This window comes from Flavobacterium sp. 9 (genome assembly GCF_002754195.1).
In the GTDB taxonomy this organism is placed as follows: Bacteria; Bacteroidota; Bacteroidia; order Flavobacteriales; family Flavobacteriaceae; genus Flavobacterium.
Map to the genome: position 1 here is coordinate 1,103,273 of NZ_PEEU01000001.1, position 24,450 is coordinate 1,127,722.

The following is a 24,450-nucleotide window of genomic DNA, read 5'->3' on the forward strand; positions in this document are numbered from 1 at the left end:
TACCATATAAGTTATATAAGTTCATTTAAACTAAACTTATCAACTTAAAAAATACCAACAAAAAAACTTGGCGACTTGGCGTCTTTGCGAGATTAAATCGTCACAGCTTGGCTTTTAAATTAAACTTATAATATCTTATATAACTTATATGGTTTAAAAACTACAATTTACTTTCTTTTTCTAAAGCTACTTCCAGGCTTCTGAAATTAGGTAAAACTTTGGCAATTAAACCTTCTTTGTTCAGGATAAAATGAGTTGGGAAAGCATTCAGTTGCAAAGTTTCATTCATGTAAATTTTCATGTTTGGAATAACTGAATATGAAAGTGGCTTTCTGGCTAAAAATACTTTTAATTGCTCTGGATTGTCTTCGGCAAGGCTTACAAAAAGAATATCTTTTCGGTCTTTGTATTTTTCTGTTAGTTTATTGACTTCCGGAAATTCTTTGATACAAGCGGCACAATGAATATACCAACATTTGATTACAATAATTTTCCCTTTCATGGATTCGTTGGAAACTACATTTCCGTTTAAATCTTTAAAAGAGAATTTAGGGAAAGGCTTCCCTTCCATTTCGAAATTCTTTAACGCGTCAAAAGCTTCCTGATTTATGGTTGCTTTTATACTTGTATCTGAATTAGGCTGGATTTTAAAGAGTTTATAATAGTAGATTGAATCTTCTGATTTTAATCTAATTGGGATATAGTTTCCGTTTGTCAATTCGTTTAGAAAGGTTTCTTTTGAAATTTCTTTAGAATCTGTATCAAGCGCTACATAATCTCTGGAAAGCATGATGTTTTTGCTTTGATAAATCCACCAATCACTGTATTTATTCTGAATTTGGATTGGATCAACTTCCGGATTTCCGAATTTGTTTTGGCCGAAAATTGTTGTCGAAATTAGAAATAGGATTATAAAAACGATTGACTTCTTCATGAATTTTTTATGCAATAATTGGAAATCAAAAGTAGTTATTTTTTAAAGACTTTAATTACTACATTTGAATACTCTCAATATCTAAAGACGTTTTTTAATGAAAAAAATATTCCTGTTTCTTTTAATTCTAAATCAATTCTCAGTTCTCTCTCAAACAGAGAAACTCTATTATTTTATTGAAAAGGATAGTCTTTTGGGCGTGAAAAATCAAAATGGGAAAATTATTATTCCTGCTGCAAATACTATGGACTCATTTAATTATGATGGAATTTTAAAAGATGAGATCAAAGAAAACCTAATCTTTTTTTGGATAGTCGGAAAAGGTCAAAAAGTGTACGACAGAAAAGGTAATTTTCTTTTTGTCCCTTATATGCTTGATGCCGGTTTTGATGATTTTAATGAAGGCTATATGAGATTTGTAGAAAACGAAAAACTTGGTTTTGCTAATCGAAACGGAGTTAAGGTTATTCCGGCGCAATATAATTGGGTTTCTACTATGAATTTTGGTTTTGCCGGATATTGCAATGGCTGTTATTTTGATTACTCTAAAGATGACGAACATCCGTCACTTGTTGGTGGAATCTGGAGTTATATTGATAAAAACGGTGTCGAAATAAAACCAGCTGAAAAACGAAATCATCCTAAGGATTTTGAAACCGAAAACCATAAATTTATTCCGTATCAGTTTGTGTATAATAAGAAGGAAAAACAGATTCTGGATTTCTTTGAAAAACGAAAAAATCAGATTATTAAAATCTACAAGATCGATTGTTTAAAGAAGGATTTGTATTTTGAAATCGTAGAAAAACCTTCTGATCTTGAACCTTTTTATAAAATTAAAACTTTTGAAATCTGTGATCAATATTTTCAAGGTGCTAGCGAAACTTATGATGAATGTAAAATTTTTAAAGTTTCTGCAGATGGAAAAAACTTCTTTGTGACTTATATGGATTTAGTTGACCACGAGAAATATTCTGAATATGTTGAACGAAAGATTCCTGTTGATGAATGGATTAAGAAAAATTGAATTGCTTTGCGGTGAGATGGCACGCGGATTTGACGGATTCGCTATTGCGAAAGCGCGGATTGATGCGGATTTTATGTCATTGCGAGGAACGAAGCAATCTCACTTGCCATGTCGTCTATAGTATTGTGGTTGCTTCGTTCCTCGCAATGACGCGCTTTGTGGTTACTTTGTGTTGAGATGGCACTCGGATTTTACGGATTCGCTATTGCGAAGGCGCGGATTGATGCGGATTTTATGTCTTTGCGAGGAACGAAGCAATCTCACTTGCCATGTCGTCTATAGTATTGTGGTTGCTCCGTTCCTCGCAATGACGCGCTTTGTGATTACTTTGTGTTGAGATGGCACGCGGATGGCGCAAATTTTAACTGATTTAGATTGATATTGCTTAGAATATGATTAAAAACTGGAAAAAAACGAATGAAAACGGTATTCAAATTCCAATTGATATACTTGCTCCTCACTTATCTTATTTTGATAAAATTGATAAAAATTTAAAGAATGAGTTTTTAAAAGGAAAAAGATTTGGTATTACTTGGGAATATAACGGAACGGAAGTTTCTGTTTTTGATAATGAAGGCAGCGTAGAAGGATTTCCGACGGCTAATTTGCAATATGTTATAGCAATTTTCCGCAATAGTAATTTATATCCAAATCCAAATAATGCTGTAATTTTTAATCTGGATGGGAGTTTAAATAAGGTTTTACAATTTCCGGAATTTAAATCTGAAATCATCTTAGCAGAAATAGAAAGGAACAATCAGGCAAATCCTCCTTTAGGTGATAATCGATCGTCTTTTAATAAATATAGCAGACATACAAATGATCAAGGTATTGAACTTGATGTTTTGGAAATTAATTACGATTTAGAATATAGTGAATCGCAAATTTTAGATTCTGATAGTTTAGAATTAACTCATTTATTCAAGAGTCGTTTCGATCGCTACAATTTTTAAAATGCTTTGCGTTGAGATGGCACGCGGATTTGACGGATTCGCTATCGCGAAGACGCGGATTTATGCGGATTTTATGTCATTGCGAGGAACGAAGCAATCTCACTTGATACTTTGCGCTAAGATGGCATGCGGATTAAACGGATTCCAGCGGATTTACACTGATTTTTTATTCTTTCTTCCTTTATTTTAATGTTCTAAATCTTTGTCAAAGTTTCAAACTTTGACAAAGATAACACACGTCAAACCCGACAGATTTTTAAAACCGGTCGGGTTTACTATGCGTCGATATGGTTTGTCGATTAGGCTAGTGTGGTTGCTTCGTTCCTCGCAATGACGTATTTTGTGGTTACTTTGAGATTAGTTCATCTTGATTGTTTCTGATAAAACCGAAAGCCCTAGCCCTGATAGAAGCGGTATCCTTTTTCTTGCTTCTTTAGCAAGGAAAAGATACAAGTGGATAGCAGGAAATAGCTCCTAAAAAACATTATTCCCTTGATTATCTTATTGAATATTATTACGCTTTAAAACAAAAAAAACCTGGCAATAAAATTGCCAGGCTTAGAATGCTCTCCTTCAGGTGAAAACCAAATAACAAATCACCTGAGTTCGATGCATTTATTCGAAATAAAAATCAGATTAAAAAATAAATAACCAAACTCAATTTTAACCGTTCCAATGTTTTATTTCAGTGTTTTTATTCATTGCAATGAACTTTAGTTTAGGAAGTTCAATACTTTGAATGATTGTCTTTTTCCTGCTTTGTCTGTTACAACAACTAAGAACAATTGTTTTGTTGAAAAACTTTGGTCTTGAAGCAGAATTTCTTTATTATTTTGAACGTTTTTATGACTTACTAATGTTTGTCCAAGGATGTTGAATACATCAACCTGAGCAATATCTTCGTTGTCATTTGAAACTGATAATGCATTGTTTTTGAAATACGCTACCGTTTTACTGCTTTTTGAAGGAACATTTTCAACCGCTAATGTTTTTGCCGATGACTGTGAAGCAAAATAAGTAGCATATGCTTTAGATAATTCAGATGAATTACCGCAAGATGATGCATCCCAGTTTACAGACCAAGTCATTAATCCTCTTAAAGAAGGATATGGTCCGCCTGGCTGCATAGTGTATGTTCTTCCTGTAAAAGCTGTTCCAGTTCTTAAGTAATGCATAGCACTAATTCCTTCTGCCGGTGTTAAATAACCGCTACCTGCTGCACTTGGACAAGCTGGTAATGCAATAAGAACTTTTGAGGCTGGTAAACCATCAAAATGCATTCCTGTTGTAGCAATGTTGTATCCTTTTATAATCATATCAGTTAGGGCTGTTACCATGTTTGCTTTTTTAGCTGAACCATAGTATTGACCATCTAATCCGTTTTCTCCTCCTGTATTATACAATTGTACGGCTAACAAATCTAAATCGTTACGTAAGTTTTGAATGATTGGAAGGAACGAACCAAAAGTATCTGTATAAGTAGAATATCCTCCTTGTACGTATTGTGTTTCCGGAGCTGCAGTTAATAAGAATCCAGGACCATAGTAAGCTTTTAATTCTTTGAAAGCATCTACTACGTTTTTTAATCTTGGATAAGCAGAAATACCCGCATACGAAATATCTCTTAAACCTCCTGCGCTAAAATTCATCGATCCGCCTTCAAAATCAATATCAACTCCATCAAACTGATACTCGTCAATAATTGCTTTCAGACCATTAACAAAAATATTTTTTTGAGTTACATTGTCTAAAACAACATGTCCATTTTGACCTCCAATAGAAACAATAACCGGAACACCGCTATCTCTTAAGGATTTGATATCGTTTTTCAACAATTGCTTATTGAAAACTCCATTGGTCAAATATCTATTGTCATTTGTAGTTAATACTGGCGTATAACCATCACGATTAACTGTTTCTACGAAAGAATAGTCAACTACGTTAAATTTACTTCCTACCATTTGAGAAAAATATAAAAATGGAGCACCTGCATTTTCCCAAGAATGTGCGTATCCTAAAATAATTTTGGATGGAAGCGGAATGAATCTATTTGTGCTCACCGGAGCAATTTTGATTGTATTGTTTAATGTAGTTACACCAGATTGATTATCGGTTGCTTTGATTACAACTGGATAATCCTGATATGCAGATGGTGTAAAATTATACGTATAAGTATTATTTGTACCTGCTGTCATATTAAATGTACCTCCATTTATTGTAATAGTAACACCTGAAACTGATCCGTTACTATCAACAGCTGTAACCGAAATTGGCACAACCTGGAAAGTACTTTGGTTTACTGTAGTATTCGATGGCGAATTCCAAGTAATTACAGGCAATGAATTTGGACAGTTTGCACCTGAACAACTTAATGTAAAACTATATGTTTTTGCATCTGTTGTTCCGTTTGATGCAGTAGCTGTAACAGTTAAGGTATGAGAAGCCGAAAACTGATTTGCTGCTGGTGTCCAAACCGATGTATAAGTTCCTGAAGAATTTGTAGCACTTATGGTTTGTCCGTCTAAACTAAATACAACTGATGAGATTGTAGTAGCATCTGCAGCACTTAATCCAACACTTGCAACAAAATTAATTGATGATCCTAAATTTATAGCTATCGCCGAAGCTGTTGGCGCTGTAATAGTAACCACTGGTTTAGTTGCAACTACCGCTTGTCTATTAAAATTATAAACTGTCGCTGTTGTTGGAACTGCGAAGTTGGCTAGGTTATTTGGATAATAAGTCACGTCGCCATTTTCCCATGCATTTAATTTCAAACTTAAAATTTGTGTATAACCTGCTACAACTGAATTATCGAAAGTATAATTTCCTGATGCATCTGTTGTTGCCAAAACACTTTTCCAGTTATGAGTACTATCTGTCCAAGGTAAAACTATTTCTACTTTTGCTCCAGCTACTGCAACTGTTCCGTTTTTAACGGTTCCGCTAATTAAATTTGCGGCAGCTAATGCTGTTTTTGCTGTAGAACTTGTATTGAAATTGTAAACTGTTGGGTTTGCAGGAACTGGAAAATTTGCCAGATTATTTGGTAAATAAACTACTTCTCCGTTTTCCCAAGTATTTAATTTTAAACTTGTAACTGTTGTATAACCTGCTACAACTGAATTGTCAAAGCTGTATTTTCCTTGTGCATCTGTTACAGCAATTACGCTTTTCCAGTTGTGTGTACTATCTGTCCAAGGTAAAACTATTTCTACTTTTGCACCCGCTACTGCTACTGTACCATTTTTAACTGTTCCGCTAATTTTATTTGTTGGAACTACAACAGCATCTTGTGTTAAGTTTAATGTTTTATTAGCTATTAAATTGGTATAAACTGTTGAAGCCGGAGTAAATGTTTGTCCTGCTAAAGCTGCAGTTACAGTATAAGTTCCGCCTGACGGTAAATTAGCAATCGAATAAGCTCCAGTTGAATTTGTAGTTGCTGTAAAAGTTCCTCCTGACGAAGTTGCTGTAACTGTTACTCCTGAAACTCCAGTAGTTCCGTTTAGAACTGTACCGCTAACTGTATAATATACAATTGGAGCGCCTTGAGCAAAATTCAACGTTTGATTTGCACTTATAGCATTATAAACTGTTGAAGTTGGCGTATAAGAGAATCCGGTTTTTGCAGCTGTAACTGTAAAGTTAAGTCCTGCTGTTAGACCTGCAACGCTGTAAACTCCGCTTGCATTAGAAGTCGCAGTTAAAACTGTAGATCCTGATGTAGCTGTAACTGTAACGCCTGAAACTCCTGTAGATCCGTTAAGAACTGTTCCGCTAACGGTGTATAACGGTTGTGATCCGTTGATAACAACTCCTGTTTGGTTAACGGTTACGTTTGTTAAAGTTACCGGCGTAAAAGTATACGAAGCTTTTGCAGCTGTAAGTATATAATTTTGTCCTGAAGTTAAGTTGCTGAATGTAAAATTACCTCCTGTAGAAACTACTGTTTGCAATACTACATTGCTTGCATTTCTAAGTTCAACTGTTACATTTGGAACTAAAGCTGTTCCGTTTTTTACAGAACCTGCAATACTTACTGTTCCGGGAACAACGCTTCCAAATGATGTATCTACCTGAGTTAATAATGCATTTGGAATAGAACCTCTTGTGTCCTGAGATAATTCCCAAACCATACCTCCGGCAAGATTTTTTGATTTAATATATTGTACTTTTAAATCCATTGATTGTTTATCTTCATAAGAGATAAACTGTTTTAAAGTAGCATTATACAGGTAAGGAACTTTTGTTGTATTATCAAAATATCTTACCCATCCTGCTGCTGCTGCAGATGATGTTACCTGCATTGTATTTGGATCTAAATAAGCGTGTGAATTCGTAACTGGATTTCCTACCAAATCGCAAATTTCGATACTTCCTGATTTTTCACAAGCTGCCGGACCATCCCAAGTTCCTGTTGGATTTTGTGGATTTGTACATCCTGCAACAACATCTCTTGGAGCTGAAACGAATAATCCATTTGTTGAATTTGTCGCTACATGATCAAATTTCTTTCCGTAGAAAGGTAATCCCATGATTAATTTATTTGCAGGAAAACCAACAACGTTCAAATATTGATTTGTTAATTCGTCAAGGGATTCTGATTGTGTTGCGCCATAAAGTGGATCATTTGGGTTTCCACTTGCATATAAAGGTGCATTGTAGCATGTTTTATCATACCAGTTTCCACCAAAATCATATCCAAAATAGGTAATGTAATCACAATAAGTCGAAATATCTTCTGTCATTCCGTATTGTGCTCTGTTTGATGGTCCTAAATATTGCGATGCAACTTTACGAACATTGTTTCCGGCAGCAATCGAGATTAATTTATTTGGCATTGCCTGACGCATTGCTTTCAATAAATAAACTAAGTTTTTGTTGTCGTCCGGGCTGTACTTTTGTGGAGGAATTGGTGCTCCATTAATTACTTCGGTACCATCTGTTCCACCAGAAAGAGGATATTCCCAATCGATGTCAAATCCATCGATAAATGGATATTTGGTAATAAAGTTTGCCATATCTGCAGCCAGAGCGGCTCTTGCTACAGGACTTGCAGCAATTGGAGAAAGATCCTGACCTTTTGTCCATCCTCCAACAGAGATTAAGATTTTTAAGTGCGGATACTTTTCCTTAAGTTTCATTAAGTCATAAAAGTTTCCTTTTACAGGAGCATCCCACGGAATTCCACCTTCCATATGCTCAAAATCGGCATAGGAATCTAAACATAACAACTTTGTATTCTCCGGATGTGCCGGATCGAAAGTTGTACCATAAAACGAATAATTCAAATGCGTTAATTTACTTCCGTCTATCTTAGGAACATTGAAATCCCTGGCATAAATAGACCATTGCGCATAATACCCTACTACCTTTTTACCGTGAGCTGGTTGGGCTAACGCGAGTAAGGGAAACAGTAACAAAAAAAGCAATCTGTAATAATGTTTCATAATTAAATTAATATTGGTTAATAAAAAAAAATATTCCAATCGTAATAAGTTACATACCGCAACTCTGTATATAAAATGCAACAACTGGGATTCAACCAATTGCAAAAAAAAAGATTGCAACCAATTGGAAATTAATTCATATAACTTCTAAAAATAAATATTACTATTACTGATTTTATCCATAATCATTGGTGAATAGTAGTGATTGATATTTATTTAATTTTTAAAAAATTAGTTTAAATACAAAAGATAAATTTGGGGTTCATCGATTTTAATACTTTAATTGTTTGTCATGTTTTCTTTTAATCTATTCTGTTTATTTGGTTTTAAATGTTACTATTTGGTTTCTATAATTCTTATACTTATATTCTTTTTAACAGGTTTTTATAGCGCTTTTTTCGGTTTTTACCATAATTATCTCTACTAGAAATCTCTAGTAGAGATAATGAATTACTAAATAATCATGGTAACTTAAACTTACTAAACACTAATTCAAACCAAACTTTCTCTTTATATCAATTTCTTAAGACTCGCATAAACTGATAACTCAACATCTGCGTGATCTTTTGTGTTACATTGTTCGATAAGGCTTTTTAAATCCTCAGCTTTCAATGTTGATTTATTATCTAAAACAAGTAATAATTCTTGTGATGCATCATTTAATTTTTTCGACAAAGGCAAAATTGGCTGTACTAAAGGTGCGTTTGCACTCAACTCAATTAATCCTTTATTTAAAGCAATCCATTTAGTGAAAAATGCGGTAACTTTTGCTTTATTTTCAGGTGTCTTATTTGCTAAATACTGATTTACAGCGTCATCAAAAGCTAAAGATCCTTTAGCGTCCGGTCCGCATGCATCTGCAAAAAGTGTAAACGGTGAATACATTTGATATTCTGTTCCTCCTTTATTACGCGTGTATCCTTTTAAAGGTTCGCATACATTTGAAAATTCTTCAAGCAATTCTATGTTTTGATTGTTTGAGACGTTTCTCAAAATAACCCCTTTGTTACGAATGTGTGTTAATCCTAATTCTTCTAATCTAAAAGATATTACATCAAGACGTTTGCGCATACTTGCTAAATCTGTAATATCTTCTGCTGACCAAAGTCTTTCTGCAATTGCTGCTGTTCTTGGCCAAATTCTTGAATCTAAAGTTGTTGGTGTTGTAAGTTCTGTCCACATTGTAGCTTCTCCACCTAAAATTCTTGCTTTTTCTTCGGCAGTTAAATCTGCTCCTTTTGGCATTGGATCATTCAAATAATGACTTGCAACAGGATACATTAGATCGATATAATAGCCATTTGATAAAACTGTTTTATATCCTTTTTTTACTGCATCTGTTAAAGATTGTCCTGCAACCATTCCTTCATTTGGACCTCTCCAAGAATGAATAATAGCATCTTTTGACATGTTTTTAGTCAAAATTTCTTCCCATCCCATTAATTGTTTTCCATGTTTTTTAAGCATTGGAACTAATTGCATGGTAAAATAAGTTTGCAATTCATGATTGTTGGCTAACTTATTTTTCTTCATGAACTCTTGAATTTTCGGGTTTGCGTCCCAGTCTTTCCCTTCATTTTCGTCTCCCCCGATATGAAAATAAGCGCCGGGAAATAAGGGACAAACCTCATCAAAAATTTCACTTAATAATTGATATGTTTTAGGATTTGAAGGATCTAATGTTGGCGAAAAAATACCCGCATTTCTTTCAATTCCATAGGTAGCAATTGCTGTACCTTGAATATTTTTTTCAGAAGTTCCTCCTGTCAGTGTAATCACCTTGCTTCCAATTTCTGGATAAGCCGTTAAAATTGCAGATCCATGACCAGGAACATCTATTTCAGGAACTACTAAAATACCGCGCTCATCAGCATATTTTACGATATTTCTAATTTCCTCTTGTGTGTAATACATTCCATCCGAAGCTACATCTATAAGCTTCTTATGTTTTTTCATTTCGATTCTCCAACCTTGATCATCAACCAAATGCCAGTGAAAAACATTCATTTTCATTGCTGCCAATCCATCGATATTTCTTTTGATTACATCAACTGGCTGAAAATGTCTTGAAACATCAATCATTACACCTCTCCATGTAAATCTTGGAAAATCTGAAATTTGTGAGATCGGAAAATAAAACGAATTGTTATTATTCTGCAACATTTGCAATAACGTTTCAAGGCCATGAAGTGCTCCTAAATCGCTGGTTGCATTTATTGTAATTTGATTTTTCTTGATGTCTAAATGATAACTTTCATCTTCATATAAACCAATTTTTCCACTTTTAGTACAGTTAATCTGAAGCTCAGCTGTTGGAACTTCGTTTAATTTTGTAATAAAACCTTGTTGAAAAAAGATACCAGTTCTACCATCTAAGCGGCGTAAAAAACGAGTCACTCCACCAAAAATTCGGGGACTAGGATTTCCGGTAATGTTTACTTTAAAGTTTTTATCTAAAGCAAAATTCCCGTCGTTTAAAACAACACTTTGAGGCCACGGCATAAGATTTAGCTGCTCTTTTTGAATTTGAGCACTAGAAGTTACACCTGCTAATAGTAGGACTAATAAATATTTCATTTTTACTGTTTTTGAAAAGATGTTATCTCAAGACAACATTAATAATAGATAATAGAAACAAAACTCAGAATGATCTCTCTATTGAACCTCACAAATCGCTATGAAATCAATCTGAATTTTGAATTTGATTCGCTCCAAACCGAATCTTAAAAAACAACTCTAGTAATCAAAACGCTTAAAAGCTTCAATTGCTTCGTATTCAGCCAATCCTAATTCATCGTATAGAATTGCTGTATTTTTATTACGGTCTTCGGCTCTTACCCAGAATTCTCTTGAGTCATTTCCTTGGAACATTACTCTGTCTTTTTGAGATTGGTGGTACAAAATCGCATGACGTTTTAGTAATACTTCTGATGGAGAAAGCGGAACTGCCATGTCAATTTCGTGAATATCCCATTCGTGCCAAGCACCTCTGTACAACCACAACCAGCAATCGTCCATGTATTTTTGTGGTTTTAATTCTTTTAAAGCCGCAAAAATTGCATTAAGACAAACTTCGTGTGTTCCGTGTGGATCTGCCAAATCTCCTGCAGCAAATACCTGATGTGGTTTTATTTGTGCGATAATATCTTTTACAATCGCAATATCTTCAGGTCCTAACGGATTTTTCTTAACCTGTCCTGTTTCGTAAAACGGAAGATCTAAAAAGTGTGTATTCTCATCTTTCAGCCCAATGTATCTTGTCGCTGCATAAGATTCTCTACGTCTGATTAATCCTTTTAATTTTCGAACTTCAAGAGAATCGATTTGATTTTCTGATTTGTTATTCAAAAATTCAATTACAGATTTAAAGTTGATTCCTGCGCCTGCTTCACCAATAAAATCTTTGGCAACCTCAGCAAATTTCAAAGCTTCGTCGTCTGTAACGGCAATATTTCCGGAGGTTTGATATACAACATGTACATCATGACCTTGTTTTATCAATTTTGAAAAAGTTCCTCCCATAGAAATCACATCATCATCAGGATGCGGACTAAAAAGAATCACTCGTTTTTTTGCCGGATTGGCTCTTTCCGGACGATGAGAATCGTCTGTATTTGGTTTTCCACCTGGCCATCCTGTAATGGTATGCTGCAAAACGTTGAACATATTGATGTTCAAATCATAAGCAGAACCTTCTTGCGCCAAAAGATCAGACATTCCGTTGTTGTTGTAATCTCTGTCGGTTAATTTTAATATTGATTGTTTTGTTTTTTGGCACAACCAAACAATCGCTTTGCTTTTTAATTCCTGATTCCAGATGCATTCTCCAACCAACCAAGGCGTTTTGAAACGCGTTAATTCTGATGCTGCAGACTGGTCTAATACGAAAGTCGCATTAGGGTGATTTTGTAAAAATGTCGCAGGAACTTCTGAACTGATATCCCCCTGAATAGTTCTCTTGATGATATCGGCTTTGTTTTGTCCCCAAGCCATTAGTACAATTCTTTTTGATCTAAGAATTGTAGAAACTCCCATGGTAATCGCTCTTTTAGGAACGTTGTCAATGCCATTAAAATCTGATGAAGCATCTACTCTTGTAATATGATCCAGAGTAATAATTCTGGTTCCTGAGTTAATGTGTGATCCCGGTTCATTGAAACCTACGTGACCTGTACGACCAATTCCTAACAATTGAAAATCAAGTCCTCCAGCATTTTTAATATTCATTTCGTAATCGATACAATATTGATTTAATTCATCAATATGTACGGTTCCGTCAGGAATATTAACATTTTCAGGTCTAATATCTATGTGATTAAAAAGATGCTGATGCATGAAATAATGATAGCTCTGATTGTTCTCTTTTGTCATTGGATAATATTCATCCAAATTGAAAGTGATTACATTGCTAAAACTCAAGCCTTCTTCTCTGTGCATTCTCACTAATTCCTCATATACTTTTATAGGAGAAGAACCTGTTGCTAAACCTAATACGCAAGATTTACCTTTGTCTTGTTTAGATCTAATTAATTGCGCAATTTCCTGCGCTACAATTACTGAAGCTTCTACAGAACTTTTGAAGATTTCGTTATGAATTTTTTCAAATCGAGTTTCTTCAAATTTTCCTGCGCTTTTATAGCTGATATCAGGTTTTATTTCTAAAGCACTTTTCATTTCTTTTTCTTTTTTTGCTATTTACAATTTTGGTTTTTGAAATGGTATAAGCAATTTGCATTGCTTATACCATTTACTAACCAAACTTAAATTCTTTTAATCTTTATCTTTTATTAGAATTTGTTCACTCCAGTATCCCACCAAAGTCTTGTTGCTCCAGTATCAACACCTCCTAAAAGGCTAACACCTTGTGCATATCCAGTTGGATTAGAAGTTTTCTCATTTACATAGAAATTCAATCTTCTTACGAATGTACCATTCGGAATTTTTCCTCCTGAAAAGTTATTTACAGGTAAAAATAATTTTGGATAACCTGTTCTTCTTGTTTCAGCCCAAGCTTCTTGTCCGTCAGGGAAGATAGCAATCCATTTTTGAGTAATAATTTTTTGCAATTTAACTTCGTTAGAAGCTGCATCAGACCATTTTACTGTTACTAAGTTTTGTGCAGCAATATTATTTGTAGCATTCAACGGGTCTGTAAAAGCAGCTGGCAATGCAACGTCATCATTAGTATAAGCAGATGCGCTTCCTGCACCCAATTGTGCGAATGAAGTTGCAATTCCTGACTCATAAAATGATTGAGCAGATCCACCAACATTCCATCCTTTTAATGCCGCTTCAGCTTTCAAGAAGTGAGATTCAGCTGCACTAAACCATGGGATTAAGTTGTTTTCTACAATTGGTCCAACTTTAGAGAATAAATCTGCTTGAGCTGTTCTATACTCAGCATCAACTATAGAACCCATTCTAATACCTTGATAAACTCCGCCCTTAGCTTTATGGAAGAAAACATCTCTTCTTGGGTCATTATAACCATTCATGATAGAAGTAATTGCTCCACCAGCATTAATATCTGCCCATGGACCTGTATAAGTTTTAACAGGGTGTTCAGCCATATAAGCCATGTTATCAGCATTAGAAGTGATTACACCTAAACCGGTTAATGCTGCTTCACCTTCTGCTTTTGCTTTTACAGGATCGATATTAGAAATACGGATCGCTAAACGTAATCTTAATGAGTTAGCAAATTTTACCCATTTTTGTATACTTCCACCAGCTGTAGTTCCATCTGTAGCATCTCCTGAAGGGAAAAATGAAGCAGTAGCATCTGTTGCTTTTGGAGTTAAGATATCAATAGCAGTTTTTAACTCTGCAAAAAATTGATCATAAACTGCTTTTTGAGAATCGTAAGGAGTTGTTCCGTCTGCGTTACCAAAACCTGAATAAACGATTGGTCCGTAATAATCAGTTGTTTTGTGCATTGCATATACTTTCAAGATCAAAGACCAAGCATAAAATTGAGGGTATTTAGTTTTTGTTAATTTCTCAAGATTATATGCATTAACCATCTCTCTTTGATATTTCTGAACCCATTCAGCACCATTCCAACCATCTAATAAAGCATAAGTTGAATTGTTTGCATTACCTTCAAAATCATGGGGAGTTCCCATATATCCTGAAAAGATATCTGCATTTAAGTTAAACTGAATATCTCCTTGCCAGTCATCTGCAACCAGAATATACATTCCTCTTTGCATTGTCTTAAGAGGTGCTTTTACCTGATTAAAGTCTTGTTCTAATTGACCGTTATTAAAGCCAGCTTCATTGGTATTTATGTCCTCAAAGTTACTTGTACAGCTGGCTAATGAAAGGGCTAAAGCTGAACCAAATATTAATAATTTATTTTTCATCTGTGAATTTTTATCGTTAATTAAAATCATTTTTATTGATTTATAAGCCAACCCATTTAAGGGTTTAATGTTTGTTGTTTTTACACTTTTCTACATTCAATCAACAAACAAGATATCTCTTACAACAACCAAAAGGTTTTGTCCTTTTATTATATTATTTAGAAAGTTAAATTTAAATTAACACCAATACTTCTTGTTGATGGAGCACCAAAAATATCAACACCTTGCAATCCTTCTCCAGAACTTAATGTTACGTTTGGATCAAACGGAGCATCTTTGTAGAAGAAAAATAAGTTTTTACCAACAAGCGCAAGATTCACTGTTTTGAAAACTGTTTCTTTACTGAAATCAAAAGTATATCCTAAAGAAAGCTCTCCTAATTTAACGTTTGTTGCTTTGTACATGTACTCTCCAGTAGCACCAGCTCTATCTCCAACTGAACTATAGTAATTTTTTGCAGACATTACAGTTACTGGATTTCCGTTACCATCTATTGCATTTACTTTAACGCCTCCAGCATCTCTTGCATCACCAGTAGCTTTAGATACTCCATAAGAATCAAGCATTGCTTCTGTCAAACTCATTACATTACCACCAAATCTTCCATCAATAAGCACATTTAAAGTTAATTTTTTGTACTTGAAAGAGTTTGAAAAACCTAACATAAAATCAGGGTTTGAACTTCCCATGTCTACCCAGTCCGTTTTTTGAGCCAGAGCATCAGCTCCAACACCAGCAAGCAACATTTGACCTTGTGCATTTCTCAAAATATTCTTCCCTTGAATTGTCCCGAATGGTTGTCCTTCTTTCATAACATATCTATAGCTATTTGGATCACCATTAGTCAAGATAACTGTATTGACTTCTCCATTTGCACCTTTACCTAAATCAAGTACTGTATTTTTATTTGAAGCATAATTCAATCCAAGATCCCAAGAAAAGTTATCTGTTTGAATTGCTTTACCAGTTACTGTAATTTCAAAACCTTTATTTTCAATACTTCCTGCATTAAATGCGTAGTTAGTATATCCTGTAGTATTTGGAATTGGAGCCGGAGATGTAATTAATTGATTTTTAGTTTCGTTTCTGTAATAAGTAAAATCAAATCCAATTCTATTATTCAAGAATCTCCATTCAGTACCAAACTCATAAGAATTCTGCATCTCTGGTTTCAATGAAGAACCTGGCTTTGGTCCAACTATTGGAGGTGTAACAACACCACCAACTAAAGTATTTACCGGTGAAGTTAAAAATGCAGAAACGTCATTACCTACCTCAGCATAAGAAGCTCTTACTTTAGCATAGCTTATTGCTTCCGGTAATGTTACCATTTGGCTTAAGATAGCAGATAAACCTACAGAAGGATAAAAGAAACTTAAATTATCTGTATTTACTAATGTAGATGACCAGTCATTTCTTCCTGTTACATCAAGATAAAGCATGTCTTTGTAACCAAAAGTTGCGCTTGCAAAAACTGATTGAACTTCTTTTTTACCACCAATAGTGTGTGCATTTCTTTCAGCAGATACAAAGTTACCAGTATTAAACCAGTTTGCATTCACTAAACCATTCTTTTGACCTGAATCGCTTACATAAGCATCATTAATTGTAGACTTTGTTAAACTCGTACCAAGATTAGCACTGAATGAAAAATCATCGTTGAATTTTGTATTGATAGTAGCAATTAAATCACCATATAATTGATAACTTTCACTATCTGAGTAGATATATCTACCTGTAGATGGAGCCAATGTTTCGTTTGTTCCTGCATACATTCTTTTATCGAAAGTATTGTACAATCTGTTATAACCTCCACGAGCTTTAATACTTAACCAGTTGTTTGCTTTGTATGTAATTGCAGCAGAACTAATTAATGATTGATTTTTATCGATAGATGCATTTCTGTTTAAAATCCAACCTGGGTTTTGAATAATATCAGATGTTTGTGATGGCCATCTTTGAGTCATTAAGTTTCTAGCAGGATTAAATACTTCATAATTTTTGTAGTAATCAGCAAAATCATTTCCTCTTGGAAACAAATAAACTCCTGTTAATGGATTGAAATATAATCCGTTTGTTGGCTTATTATCGATTGTTTGTTCAGCATAAGATAATGCAGCATCAACAGTTATCTGATCATCAAACAATTTAACACTTTGACGAAGTGCAATGTTATTTTTCTTAAACTCATTTGTTGGTATTACTCCATCAACTTTAGTATTTGCATAAGTAAGACTAGTTGTAGATTTATCTGTACCACTATTTACTGAGATAGAGTTAATCATCGTTACACCAGTATTGTAAAAATCTTTAACATGATCAGGAGATTTTTTTGCAGCACCCCAAGTTTTATCAGATGATGGATCTGCTCCATAATTAGTTTGAAAATCAGGTAAAGAAACTACATTATCTACAAATACACTTGCATTATAGGTTGCTGTTACTTTTCCTTCTTTACCTTTTTTAGTTGTAATTAAGATAACACCATTTGCACCTTGAGAACCATACAAAGCAGCAGCAGAAGCTCCTTTAAGAACTGTCATCGATTCGATATCATCAGGGTTCATCATTGAGATTGCATCTCCACCATCTCTGTTACCTCCGGCTGTATCACCAAAAACCTGGTTTGACATAGCAGAAGTAGAGTTCAATAACGGGATTCCGTCAACAACATATAATGGCTGATTGTTTGTAGCAGATGAGTTACCACGAATAGTTACTTTTACAGCACCACCAGCTCCTGCAGAACTTTTACCAACAATTAAACCTGCAACTTTACCAGATAAACTGTTCATTAAGTTAGCATCTTTAACTCTCGTAACCTCTTCACCTTTTACTTCTTGTGCAGCATAAGTAAGAGTCTTTTTTGATCTTTTAATACCTAATGAAGTTACAACAACTTCGTTAAGTGCATTTGAAGATGCTTGTTTCATTTTTACATTAATTGTAGAAACATCACCTACAACTATGCTTTGTGTTTCAAGACCAACATAGCTAAAAACTAAAGTCTGTCCTTTTTGTACTTCAATTGTGTACAAACCATCAAAATCGGTAGAAGAACCTTTTTGACCTCCTTGTACAGCAACAGATGCCCCTGGCAATGGCATCCCCTCAGCATCCGTAATCACACCCTTGACACTTTTTACTTGTGCAAGCGAAACTTGCGCCGTAAAAACAATCATAAAGATTAAGAAAATTTTTTTCATGTTTATTTATTTTGTTAGTTATGGTGTAAATTTATTCTTAAGGGATTGTTAAAAAAAATAATTTATACAAACAGCAATAAATTTTAAACAAACGACATAAAACATTCAATAATACGCTTTGCGAAAACGTTTTCATGTTGATATATTCTAACGTTTTTCACTTATATATACTTTTTAATTAAAAAAATAAGGAATTTAGCTAACAAATGTTGAATCATCAATAAAGGGGTAATTATCTGATATTTAGCTTTAAAATCAATATTTTCAATAATAAATATTTAATTTTAACAAAATATTATAATTATAAAGAACTACGATTATAGAAACAAAAACCTGAGATTTCTAAAGTTTCTAATTCCCACACAATCCGGTTGTTTGAGTTTTTAAAGAAGTATATTTTTTATGAATAACATCCAGCAAAGAATATTCACCAAAAGAATCTTGCGCTAATTCCCAAATCATAATTCCTCCTGTGTTTTGAGAAGCAAATTCTACTTTTTGCGAAATGGTTGGTCTGCCGTTATAATAAATTTTTCCTATTTCGTCCTGATCTGCAAATTGAGTTCCTGCTTCTACAATCTGAGCAAAAGTAGAACTGGTAGCTTCCGGATAAGTAAAATTATATCCATAAAAAGGAACACCGAGAGTCAATTTATCGCTGGATACATTTTGAAGTTTGTGCCAAAAATTAATTCCGTCTTTGGCGAAAGCCATCGAACTATGTTGCCCGGGATTATTAGGTGTCCACGGACCGGTACTATCATACGCCATAATATTCAGAAAATCGAAAGCATTCAAAGCTTCTGAATTTATATTTTCGAATCTGGTATTATTGGGTAAAGCAGCAGTTAAAAGTTTTTTATGTTCTGTAAGACTCTTTTTTAATTCAATAACAAAACCGCTATATCCCGAAGTTACCGCATCCCATTCAAGATCTACATCTACTCCATCTAAATGGTGCAATTCAACAAAATTTATTATGTTTTGAATTAAAGCTGGTCTATTTTCGGGTTTATCAATTAAATAAGACCAATTTGCAGCTTGCTCCGGAGAAATTACTCCACCCGCAAGAGAAATACTTATTACAATATTAGGATTAACCGATTTAGCATATTTAATAAGTGCATCAATATCTCCTGAAAAAATTAAATTACCATTTTTATCCGGATTTGCAAATGCTATATTAAGGTGTGTTAATTTGCAAAACTGAATTGAATTCATTTTGCTAATATTATCCGTTGATAAATATCCAACAACTCTGGCTGTTTTAGTTTTTATATTTATCGGATTTGTTTCTTTATCATTCGAACAACTATAAGCAGACAAAAGCGAGCTTATAAAAAAAAGGATGCCTAATAAGGCTTTATTTTTTATCATAATTTTTAATTTAAACTTGAGTTTTTAATTTTAATTAGAATGAAAATAACACCTTATTAGGCATAACTTTATGTTTTTGGACTATTTTTTAGTTTGCATCCCACCAAACTTTACCTAACCAATCATTCTTACCTCCAAGTCTTGCTACAGCTTCCTGATAGTTTTTTTCATTTTTCTGCATCTCATCATTTGGATAATACAAACGTGTTGGTACAACTCCTCCAGTTCCGGAATCTGAATTTGTTATTGGTACTAAATGAGGAAATCCTGTTCTTCTCCAGTTTGAATAAGCTTCCATACTATTAAACAAATAAGTAACCCAAAGTTGTGTTGCAATTTGTTCTTTTTCTGTTCCGGCCACTAAAGGTTTTGCAGAAAGATAAGTATTTATACTAGCCTGACTTGCCGCAGGTGCACCATAAACTTCTAACTGTTTCACGCCTGCTTCAACTCCTTTTTTATAAAAGTCTGCTGCTGAACCTGAAACCCATCCTCTGTATGCAGCTTCTGCTAATAACAATTGTGACTCTGAATAACTCACATGTAAAAACGGAGTCGTTAATTGTTGGTAGTAAGGCTGAATATCTGATACCGCTTCTGAACCTCCAGGAACTTCCCAGATAAAAGATCCCGGAACAACTCCTTCATATAAATTTTCTCCTGGTTTAGGTCCTCCACCACCTGTTGAGCTTGCTGTTTTTGGAGTTGCCAACATCGTTAATCTAGGATCTCCATTATCTCTTAAATAATTAATTAGCAAAGAACTAAAGTGATCTCCTCCTTGGTCTCCAATAAAACCGTAAGACAGTCCGTTTCCTCTAAAATCAAGTTTTGAAGGATCATCGTTAAAAGGAAAACCTAAATGTTTCATAATACAGTTATCCGCATTACTTTCAAAAACTCCATTCTGAAAAGCTGCTTTTGCTTGCTTTTCTGCTTCTGCAGGTTTTACTTCTGAGATTCTCATAGCCAAACGTAAACGTATTGTATTGGCTAATTTTTTCCACTTTGAAATATCTCCACTATAAAACAAGTCTCCTTTTACCGAACCTCCACCTGGATTTAACTGAGCAGAAGCTTCTTCTAATTCTTTGAAAAAGGAATTATATATATCCTCTTGTTTATCGTATTTAGGTGTTACAATTCCTTTAGAGAAACCTAAACCAGCTTCTGAATAAGGAACATCTCCATAAAAATCAGTTAAACGCTGTGCAATCATTACTTTCATAATTTTACCAACAGCATTCATATTTACCGCCGTAGGATCTCCATTAGTCTTATCAATGATATCTACAACATTTTTCATTTCATTAGAATATACACTTCTCCATAATGCCGTTGCATAATCATCGACTGGCTTAAATTTTCCGCCATATTCTGTTACTGCCCATGAACCGGAATAATGTTGAATAAAACCTCCTGAATATATTAAATTGGTTCTATGTTGATAATATCCATTACCGGACATACATAACTGAATAAATGTAAGCTGACCTGCCGGATTTGGACTTAACGCAACCGGATCTTTTATCAGCTCGTCAAAATTGTCTGTACAGCCTACTACCGTAAATGCTGAAAGTAGGACTATTATTATATGCTTAATTTTCATAATTTACTTTTTTAGAATGTAACTTTAATATTAAAACCATACGATTGTCTTGATGGCAATGAACCATACTCAAAACCTTGTCCGTTTCCAGAAGTATACATAGACTCCGGATCAATGTTTGGTAAATCTTTATTGAATGTCAATAAGTTTCTTGCAAATAGAGAAACATAAATCGAGTTGATTTTTGCTCCTTCAAAAACACTTTTAGGTATAGTGTACCCCAAACTTACCTCTCTTAGTTTAACGTAAGAAGCATCATAAATAAACGGTGCCGGAGTAGCATCTGTAACACTTCTCCAATATTCCTGTGGATCTACTGGTTTTGTATTTTTAACATAAACCGGATTATCGGCAGTTCCTGTATTCACAACCCCATTTGCCACATAACCAGCTGTAGGAACCCAGTCTTTAAAAACAAAATTAGGATCGTTTGCTGCAGCTTGTGTTCTTGCGGCAATAAATTCATCTCTTCCTTCTGTAGTAACATCCAAAAGTCCTTTTGCAGCAGCAAGTGAATTTGTCATAGAATATACATCCATACCAAATTTCATATCCAATAAAAATTGAAGTGTAATTCCTTTATAAGAAAATCTGTTTGTTAAACCAGCAGCCCAATCCGGAACCCCTTTTCCTAAAACGACTTTATTCTCTGTATATGTAGGAAGTCCGTTTGCACCAACAATCATTTCTCCTTGTGGTGTTCTTTGAAAATCTCTACCAATAATACTTCCGTATTGTCCGCCAACTTGTGCAACAATTGCAGCATTTGCCCAACGAGCCTCAGAAATTGTATAAGTATTAATATCCGGATGAAGAGAAAGAATTGAGTTTTTATTCTTAGAGAAGTTCAAGTCAATTCCCCATTCAAAATCCTTAGTTTTTATTGGCGTACCAGATAAAAATATCTCAATACCTTCGTTACGCAATTCTCCGGCATTTACAGAAAGAAATTCATATCCTGATGTTGCAGAAGATGCCAAATCAAGTGTTTGATCTGAAGTATCTTCACGATAAACTGTAATATCTGCTCTTAATCTGTTTTTGAAAAATGCTGTTTCCAAACCAAACTCGATTCCTTTTTTTGTTTGATACGTTAAATTAGCATTTGGAGCCGATGTATTCTTAACATTCACAACACTTTGTCCGTCATAAGAAGAATAAGTAGTATAGTTTAATGAATTTTTGTAAGCTCCCGGTGCATTAGAAACTTTTGCCCAAGAAGCTCTGAATTTTCCATAAGAAAAAGTATCGCTCTTAATATTAAATGCATCCGAAAATATAAAACCTAATGAAGCTCCAGGATAAAAAGCATCTTTATTAATAACGCTAAACCAGTCATTTCTTCCTGTAAATTCAGCATATAAATATCCTTTGTAGTCAAGCTTCGCAGAACCGTAAACAGAGTTTGTTCTTGTTTTAGTTACTGATGGTGCATTTATGGTTTGATTAGCAAAATTACTTATATATTCTGTCCCCGGTTCAATAATATTTGTTCCAAAGCTAGAATTTTCCTGTCTTCTGAAATCTCTTCTGTTTGCTCCTAAAATTCCTGAGAATGTAAGATCTGTAGCTAATTTAATTTCACTAAAATTAGCAATAACATCAGTATTCATTTCAGAAACTGTAATATCATTCAATCCAAGATATCCAGTTTCTCTTGCTGGCCAAGTACCTCCAGGTGACATAAAATCTTTTGAAGTAAAAAGATAAGTATCTAAACCACTTCTAAAAGTCAATCCAACCCATTTTGCAAATTGATACGTTCCGGCAACATTCCCCATAAAACGGTTTTTCTTAGAAGAGTTGTGATTTGCATCTACTGTGAAATAAGGATTTAACTGGTAAATATTATTATTCCATTTATAAATTTCTCCTGTATCTTCATTTTTATAATGTTGAAGCCATGCCTGATCAATATTTGGTGCCAAACTACTTAAAGAATATCCAACGTTGTTTGGCGAATCTCCTAAACCTGGTCTGTTAGCCGTAGTTTCGATCATATAATTCACATTAGCATCTAAAGTAAATTTATCTGATTTTAAAGTTGCGTTTAAACTGGCATCATTTCTTTCTAAACCTGAATTAGGAATAACGTCATCATTTTTTAGATTGTTATATCCAAAACGAACATACGCAGTTTCGCTACCTCCAGAAAGTGCAATTCCGTTTGTTGTTGTAAATCCTGTTCTAAAAAAGTCCTGAATATTATTATCAACTTTAGCATAAGGTTTCATAGAACCATCAAATATTTTAACCTGTTGTCCTATTGAATTTGAAAATTTAGGTCCCCAAGCACTTGTAGTATATCCGTATAATTCTTCTGGCGCTTTTGTAGGATCTGGTAAAACACCATGACTTCCTGAACCATAATCACCCTGAAAATCTTTATATTTAGCATTTACTCTGTCAAAGCTAACACCACTTGTTAATTCGACTTGTAATTTACCTTTGCTTCCTTTTTTAGTTGTAATTAAAATTACACCATTTAACGCTCTTGAACCATATAATGCCGATGCAGCAGCTCCTTTTAGAACCGTCAAACTCTCAATATTATTTGGATTTAGACTCGAAATTCCGTCTCCGTTATCTCTTCCATCAAACCATTTACTTGCAGCAGCGCTATCATTATTCAAACCTGAGTTATCAATAGGAACTCCATCTACAATATAAAGTGGCTGATTACTTTCGCCTATACTCGAAATACCTCTAATAATAACCCTTGAACTACCTCCAATTCCGGTTGCAGGCAACGAAACATCAACTCCGGCAATTCTTCCAGAAAGTCCCGAAGCAACATTGGTTGTTATTACTTTACTTAATTGGTCGCCTTTTACATCCTGAACTGCATAACCCAGTTCTTTCTTTTGTCTCTTAATACCTAATGCAGTAACAACAACTTCATTTAAGTTTTGAGCATCTTCCGTAAGTACAACATTTATTGTAGCAGAACCGGCCACAGTTACAGCTTTAGTTTTAATACCTATATACGAAAAAACAAGTACATCCCCTGTCGATGCTTGTATCGTATATTTTCCGTCATAATCAGATTGGGTTGCAGTTTTTGTGCCCTGAATTACAACAGTTACTCCTGGCAACGGCAATCCGTTTTGATCGCTTACTAAACCTTTGATTGTCTTTACCTGTGCAAGCGAGACCTGCGCCGTAAATACAATCATAAAGATTAACATAATTTGTTTCATTTTATCATGGTTTTGTTGGTTAAGTCGTAAATTTATTGTTAACACACTGTTAAAAAAAAATTATTATACAAACGACTCAAAATTTTAAACCAACGACACAAAACAATCAATAATGCGTTATCCGAAAACGTTTTCAATGCATTATTTTTCATTTTTTTTGCAAAAACACAATGATTTATTGCAACAAAACTCCCAAATAACAAAGAATTACTCAATAATACCTAATGTTTTAAGCTTTTCAAGCCAATAATTGAAAATATTTTGCAAAAACAAAGTAGTATAAATCACCCAAAATTCAAATCACTGATAATCAATATCATATTTAA

General features: G+C 34.1%; 11 protein-coding genes. 2 read left to right on the forward strand and 9 right to left on the reverse strand.

Features of this window, described 5'->3' with window-relative positions; all coding sequences use genetic code 11:
- Positions 1-160: 160 nt before the first annotated feature.
- On the reverse strand, positions 161-934 hold the full coding sequence (locus CLU81_RS03890; RefSeq protein ID WP_099708626.1) for a TlpA disulfide reductase family protein: 774 nt from the start codon (positions 932-934) through the stop codon (positions 161-163).
- A gap of 97 nt (positions 935-1,031) precedes the next feature.
- On the opposite strand from CLU81_RS03890, the gene CLU81_RS03895 reads away from it, so the two are divergent.
- Complete coding sequence (locus CLU81_RS03895) at positions 1,032-1,961, forward strand: WG repeat-containing protein (protein WP_099708627.1); 930 nt, start codon at positions 1,032-1,034, stop codon at positions 1,959-1,961.
- A gap of 392 nt (positions 1,962-2,353) precedes the next feature.
- A complete protein-coding gene (locus CLU81_RS03900; RefSeq protein ID WP_099708628.1) occupies positions 2,354-2,914 on the forward strand; it encodes a hypothetical protein in 561 nt (186 codons plus the stop codon).
- A gap of 713 nt (positions 2,915-3,627) precedes the next feature.
- Here the strand turns inward: CLU81_RS03900 and chiA are convergent.
- The 8 genes from chiA to CLU81_RS03940 all read right to left on the reverse strand — a co-directional run bounded on the left by chiA (position 3,628) and on the right by CLU81_RS03940 (position 24,124).
- The gene (gene chiA / locus CLU81_RS03905) at positions 3,628-8,367 is read right to left on the reverse strand and encodes a T9SS-translocated chitinase ChiA (RefSeq protein ID WP_099708629.1); all 4,740 of its coding nucleotides are present in this window, start codon (positions 8,365-8,367) and stop codon (positions 3,628-3,630) included.
- Between the two features lie 510 nt (positions 8,368-8,877).
- The gene (locus CLU81_RS03910; RefSeq protein ID WP_099708630.1) at positions 8,878-10,944 is read right to left on the reverse strand and encodes a beta-N-acetylhexosaminidase; all 2,067 of its coding nucleotides are present in this window, start codon (positions 10,942-10,944) and stop codon (positions 8,878-8,880) included.
- Positions 10,945-11,103: 159 nt separating this feature from the next.
- On the reverse strand, positions 11,104-13,041 hold the full coding sequence (nagB, locus tag CLU81_RS03915) for a glucosamine-6-phosphate deaminase (RefSeq protein WP_099708631.1): 1,938 nt from the start codon (positions 13,039-13,041) through the stop codon (positions 11,104-11,106).
- 113 nt (positions 13,042-13,154) lie between these two features.
- The gene (locus CLU81_RS03920; RefSeq protein WP_158235311.1) at positions 13,155-14,732 is read right to left on the reverse strand and encodes a RagB/SusD family nutrient uptake outer membrane protein; all 1,578 of its coding nucleotides are present in this window, start codon (positions 14,730-14,732) and stop codon (positions 13,155-13,157) included.
- Between the two features lie 158 nt (positions 14,733-14,890).
- The gene (locus CLU81_RS03925) at positions 14,891-17,938 is read right to left on the reverse strand and encodes a SusC/RagA family TonB-linked outer membrane protein (RefSeq protein ID WP_099708633.1); all 3,048 of its coding nucleotides are present in this window, start codon (positions 17,936-17,938) and stop codon (positions 14,891-14,893) included.
- Positions 17,939-18,289: 351 nt separating this feature from the next.
- Positions 18,290-19,315, reverse strand: a complete 1,026-nt coding sequence (locus CLU81_RS03930; protein ID WP_099708634.1) for a glycosyl hydrolase family 18 protein — start codon at positions 19,313-19,315, stop codon at positions 18,290-18,292.
- A gap of 88 nt (positions 19,316-19,403) precedes the next feature.
- A complete protein-coding gene (locus tag CLU81_RS03935) occupies positions 19,404-20,924 on the reverse strand; it encodes a SusD/RagB family nutrient-binding outer membrane lipoprotein (protein WP_099708635.1) in 1,521 nt (506 codons plus the stop codon).
- An 11-nt stretch (positions 20,925-20,935) separates the two neighbouring features.
- A complete protein-coding gene (locus CLU81_RS03940) occupies positions 20,936-24,124 on the reverse strand; it encodes a SusC/RagA family TonB-linked outer membrane protein (RefSeq protein ID WP_099708636.1) in 3,189 nt (1,062 codons plus the stop codon).
- Positions 24,125-24,450 lie beyond the last annotated feature (326 nt).

Bases quoted from the DNA above. Each gene is read 5' to 3' on its own strand.
- chiA (WP_099708629.1), bottom strand. From the start codon at position 8,367: ATGAAACATTATTACAGATTGCTTTTTTTGTTACTGTTTCCCTTACTC.
- CLU81_RS03895 (WP_099708627.1), top strand. From the start codon at position 1,032: ATGAAAAAAATATTCCTGTTTCTTTTAATTCTAAATCAATTCTCAGTT.
- CLU81_RS03920 (WP_158235311.1), bottom strand. From the start codon at position 14,732: ATGAAAAATAAATTATTAATATTTGGTTCAGCTTTAGCCCTTTCATTA.
- CLU81_RS03925 (WP_099708633.1), bottom strand. From the start codon at position 17,938: ATGAAAAAAATTTTCTTAATCTTTATGATTGTTTTTACGGCGCAAGTT.
- CLU81_RS03930 (WP_099708634.1), bottom strand. From the start codon at position 19,315: ATGATAAAAAATAAAGCCTTATTAGGCATCCTTTTTTTTATAAGCTCG.
- CLU81_RS03900 (WP_099708628.1), top strand. From the start codon at position 2,354: ATGATTAAAAACTGGAAAAAAACGAATGAAAACGGTATTCAAATTCCA.
- CLU81_RS03940 (WP_099708636.1), bottom strand. From the start codon at position 24,124: ATGAAACAAATTATGTTAATCTTTATGATTGTATTTACGGCGCAGGTC.
- CLU81_RS03935 (WP_099708635.1), bottom strand. From the start codon at position 20,924: ATGAAAATTAAGCATATAATAATAGTCCTACTTTCAGCATTTACGGTA.
- CLU81_RS03910 (WP_099708630.1), bottom strand. From the start codon at position 10,944: ATGAAATATTTATTAGTCCTACTATTAGCAGGTGTAACTTCTAGTGCT.
- CLU81_RS03890 (WP_099708626.1), bottom strand. From the start codon at position 934: ATGAAGAAGTCAATCGTTTTTATAATCCTATTTCTAATTTCGACAACA.
- nagB (WP_099708631.1), bottom strand. From the start codon at position 13,041: ATGAAAAGTGCTTTAGAAATAAAACCTGATATCAGCTATAAAAGCGCA.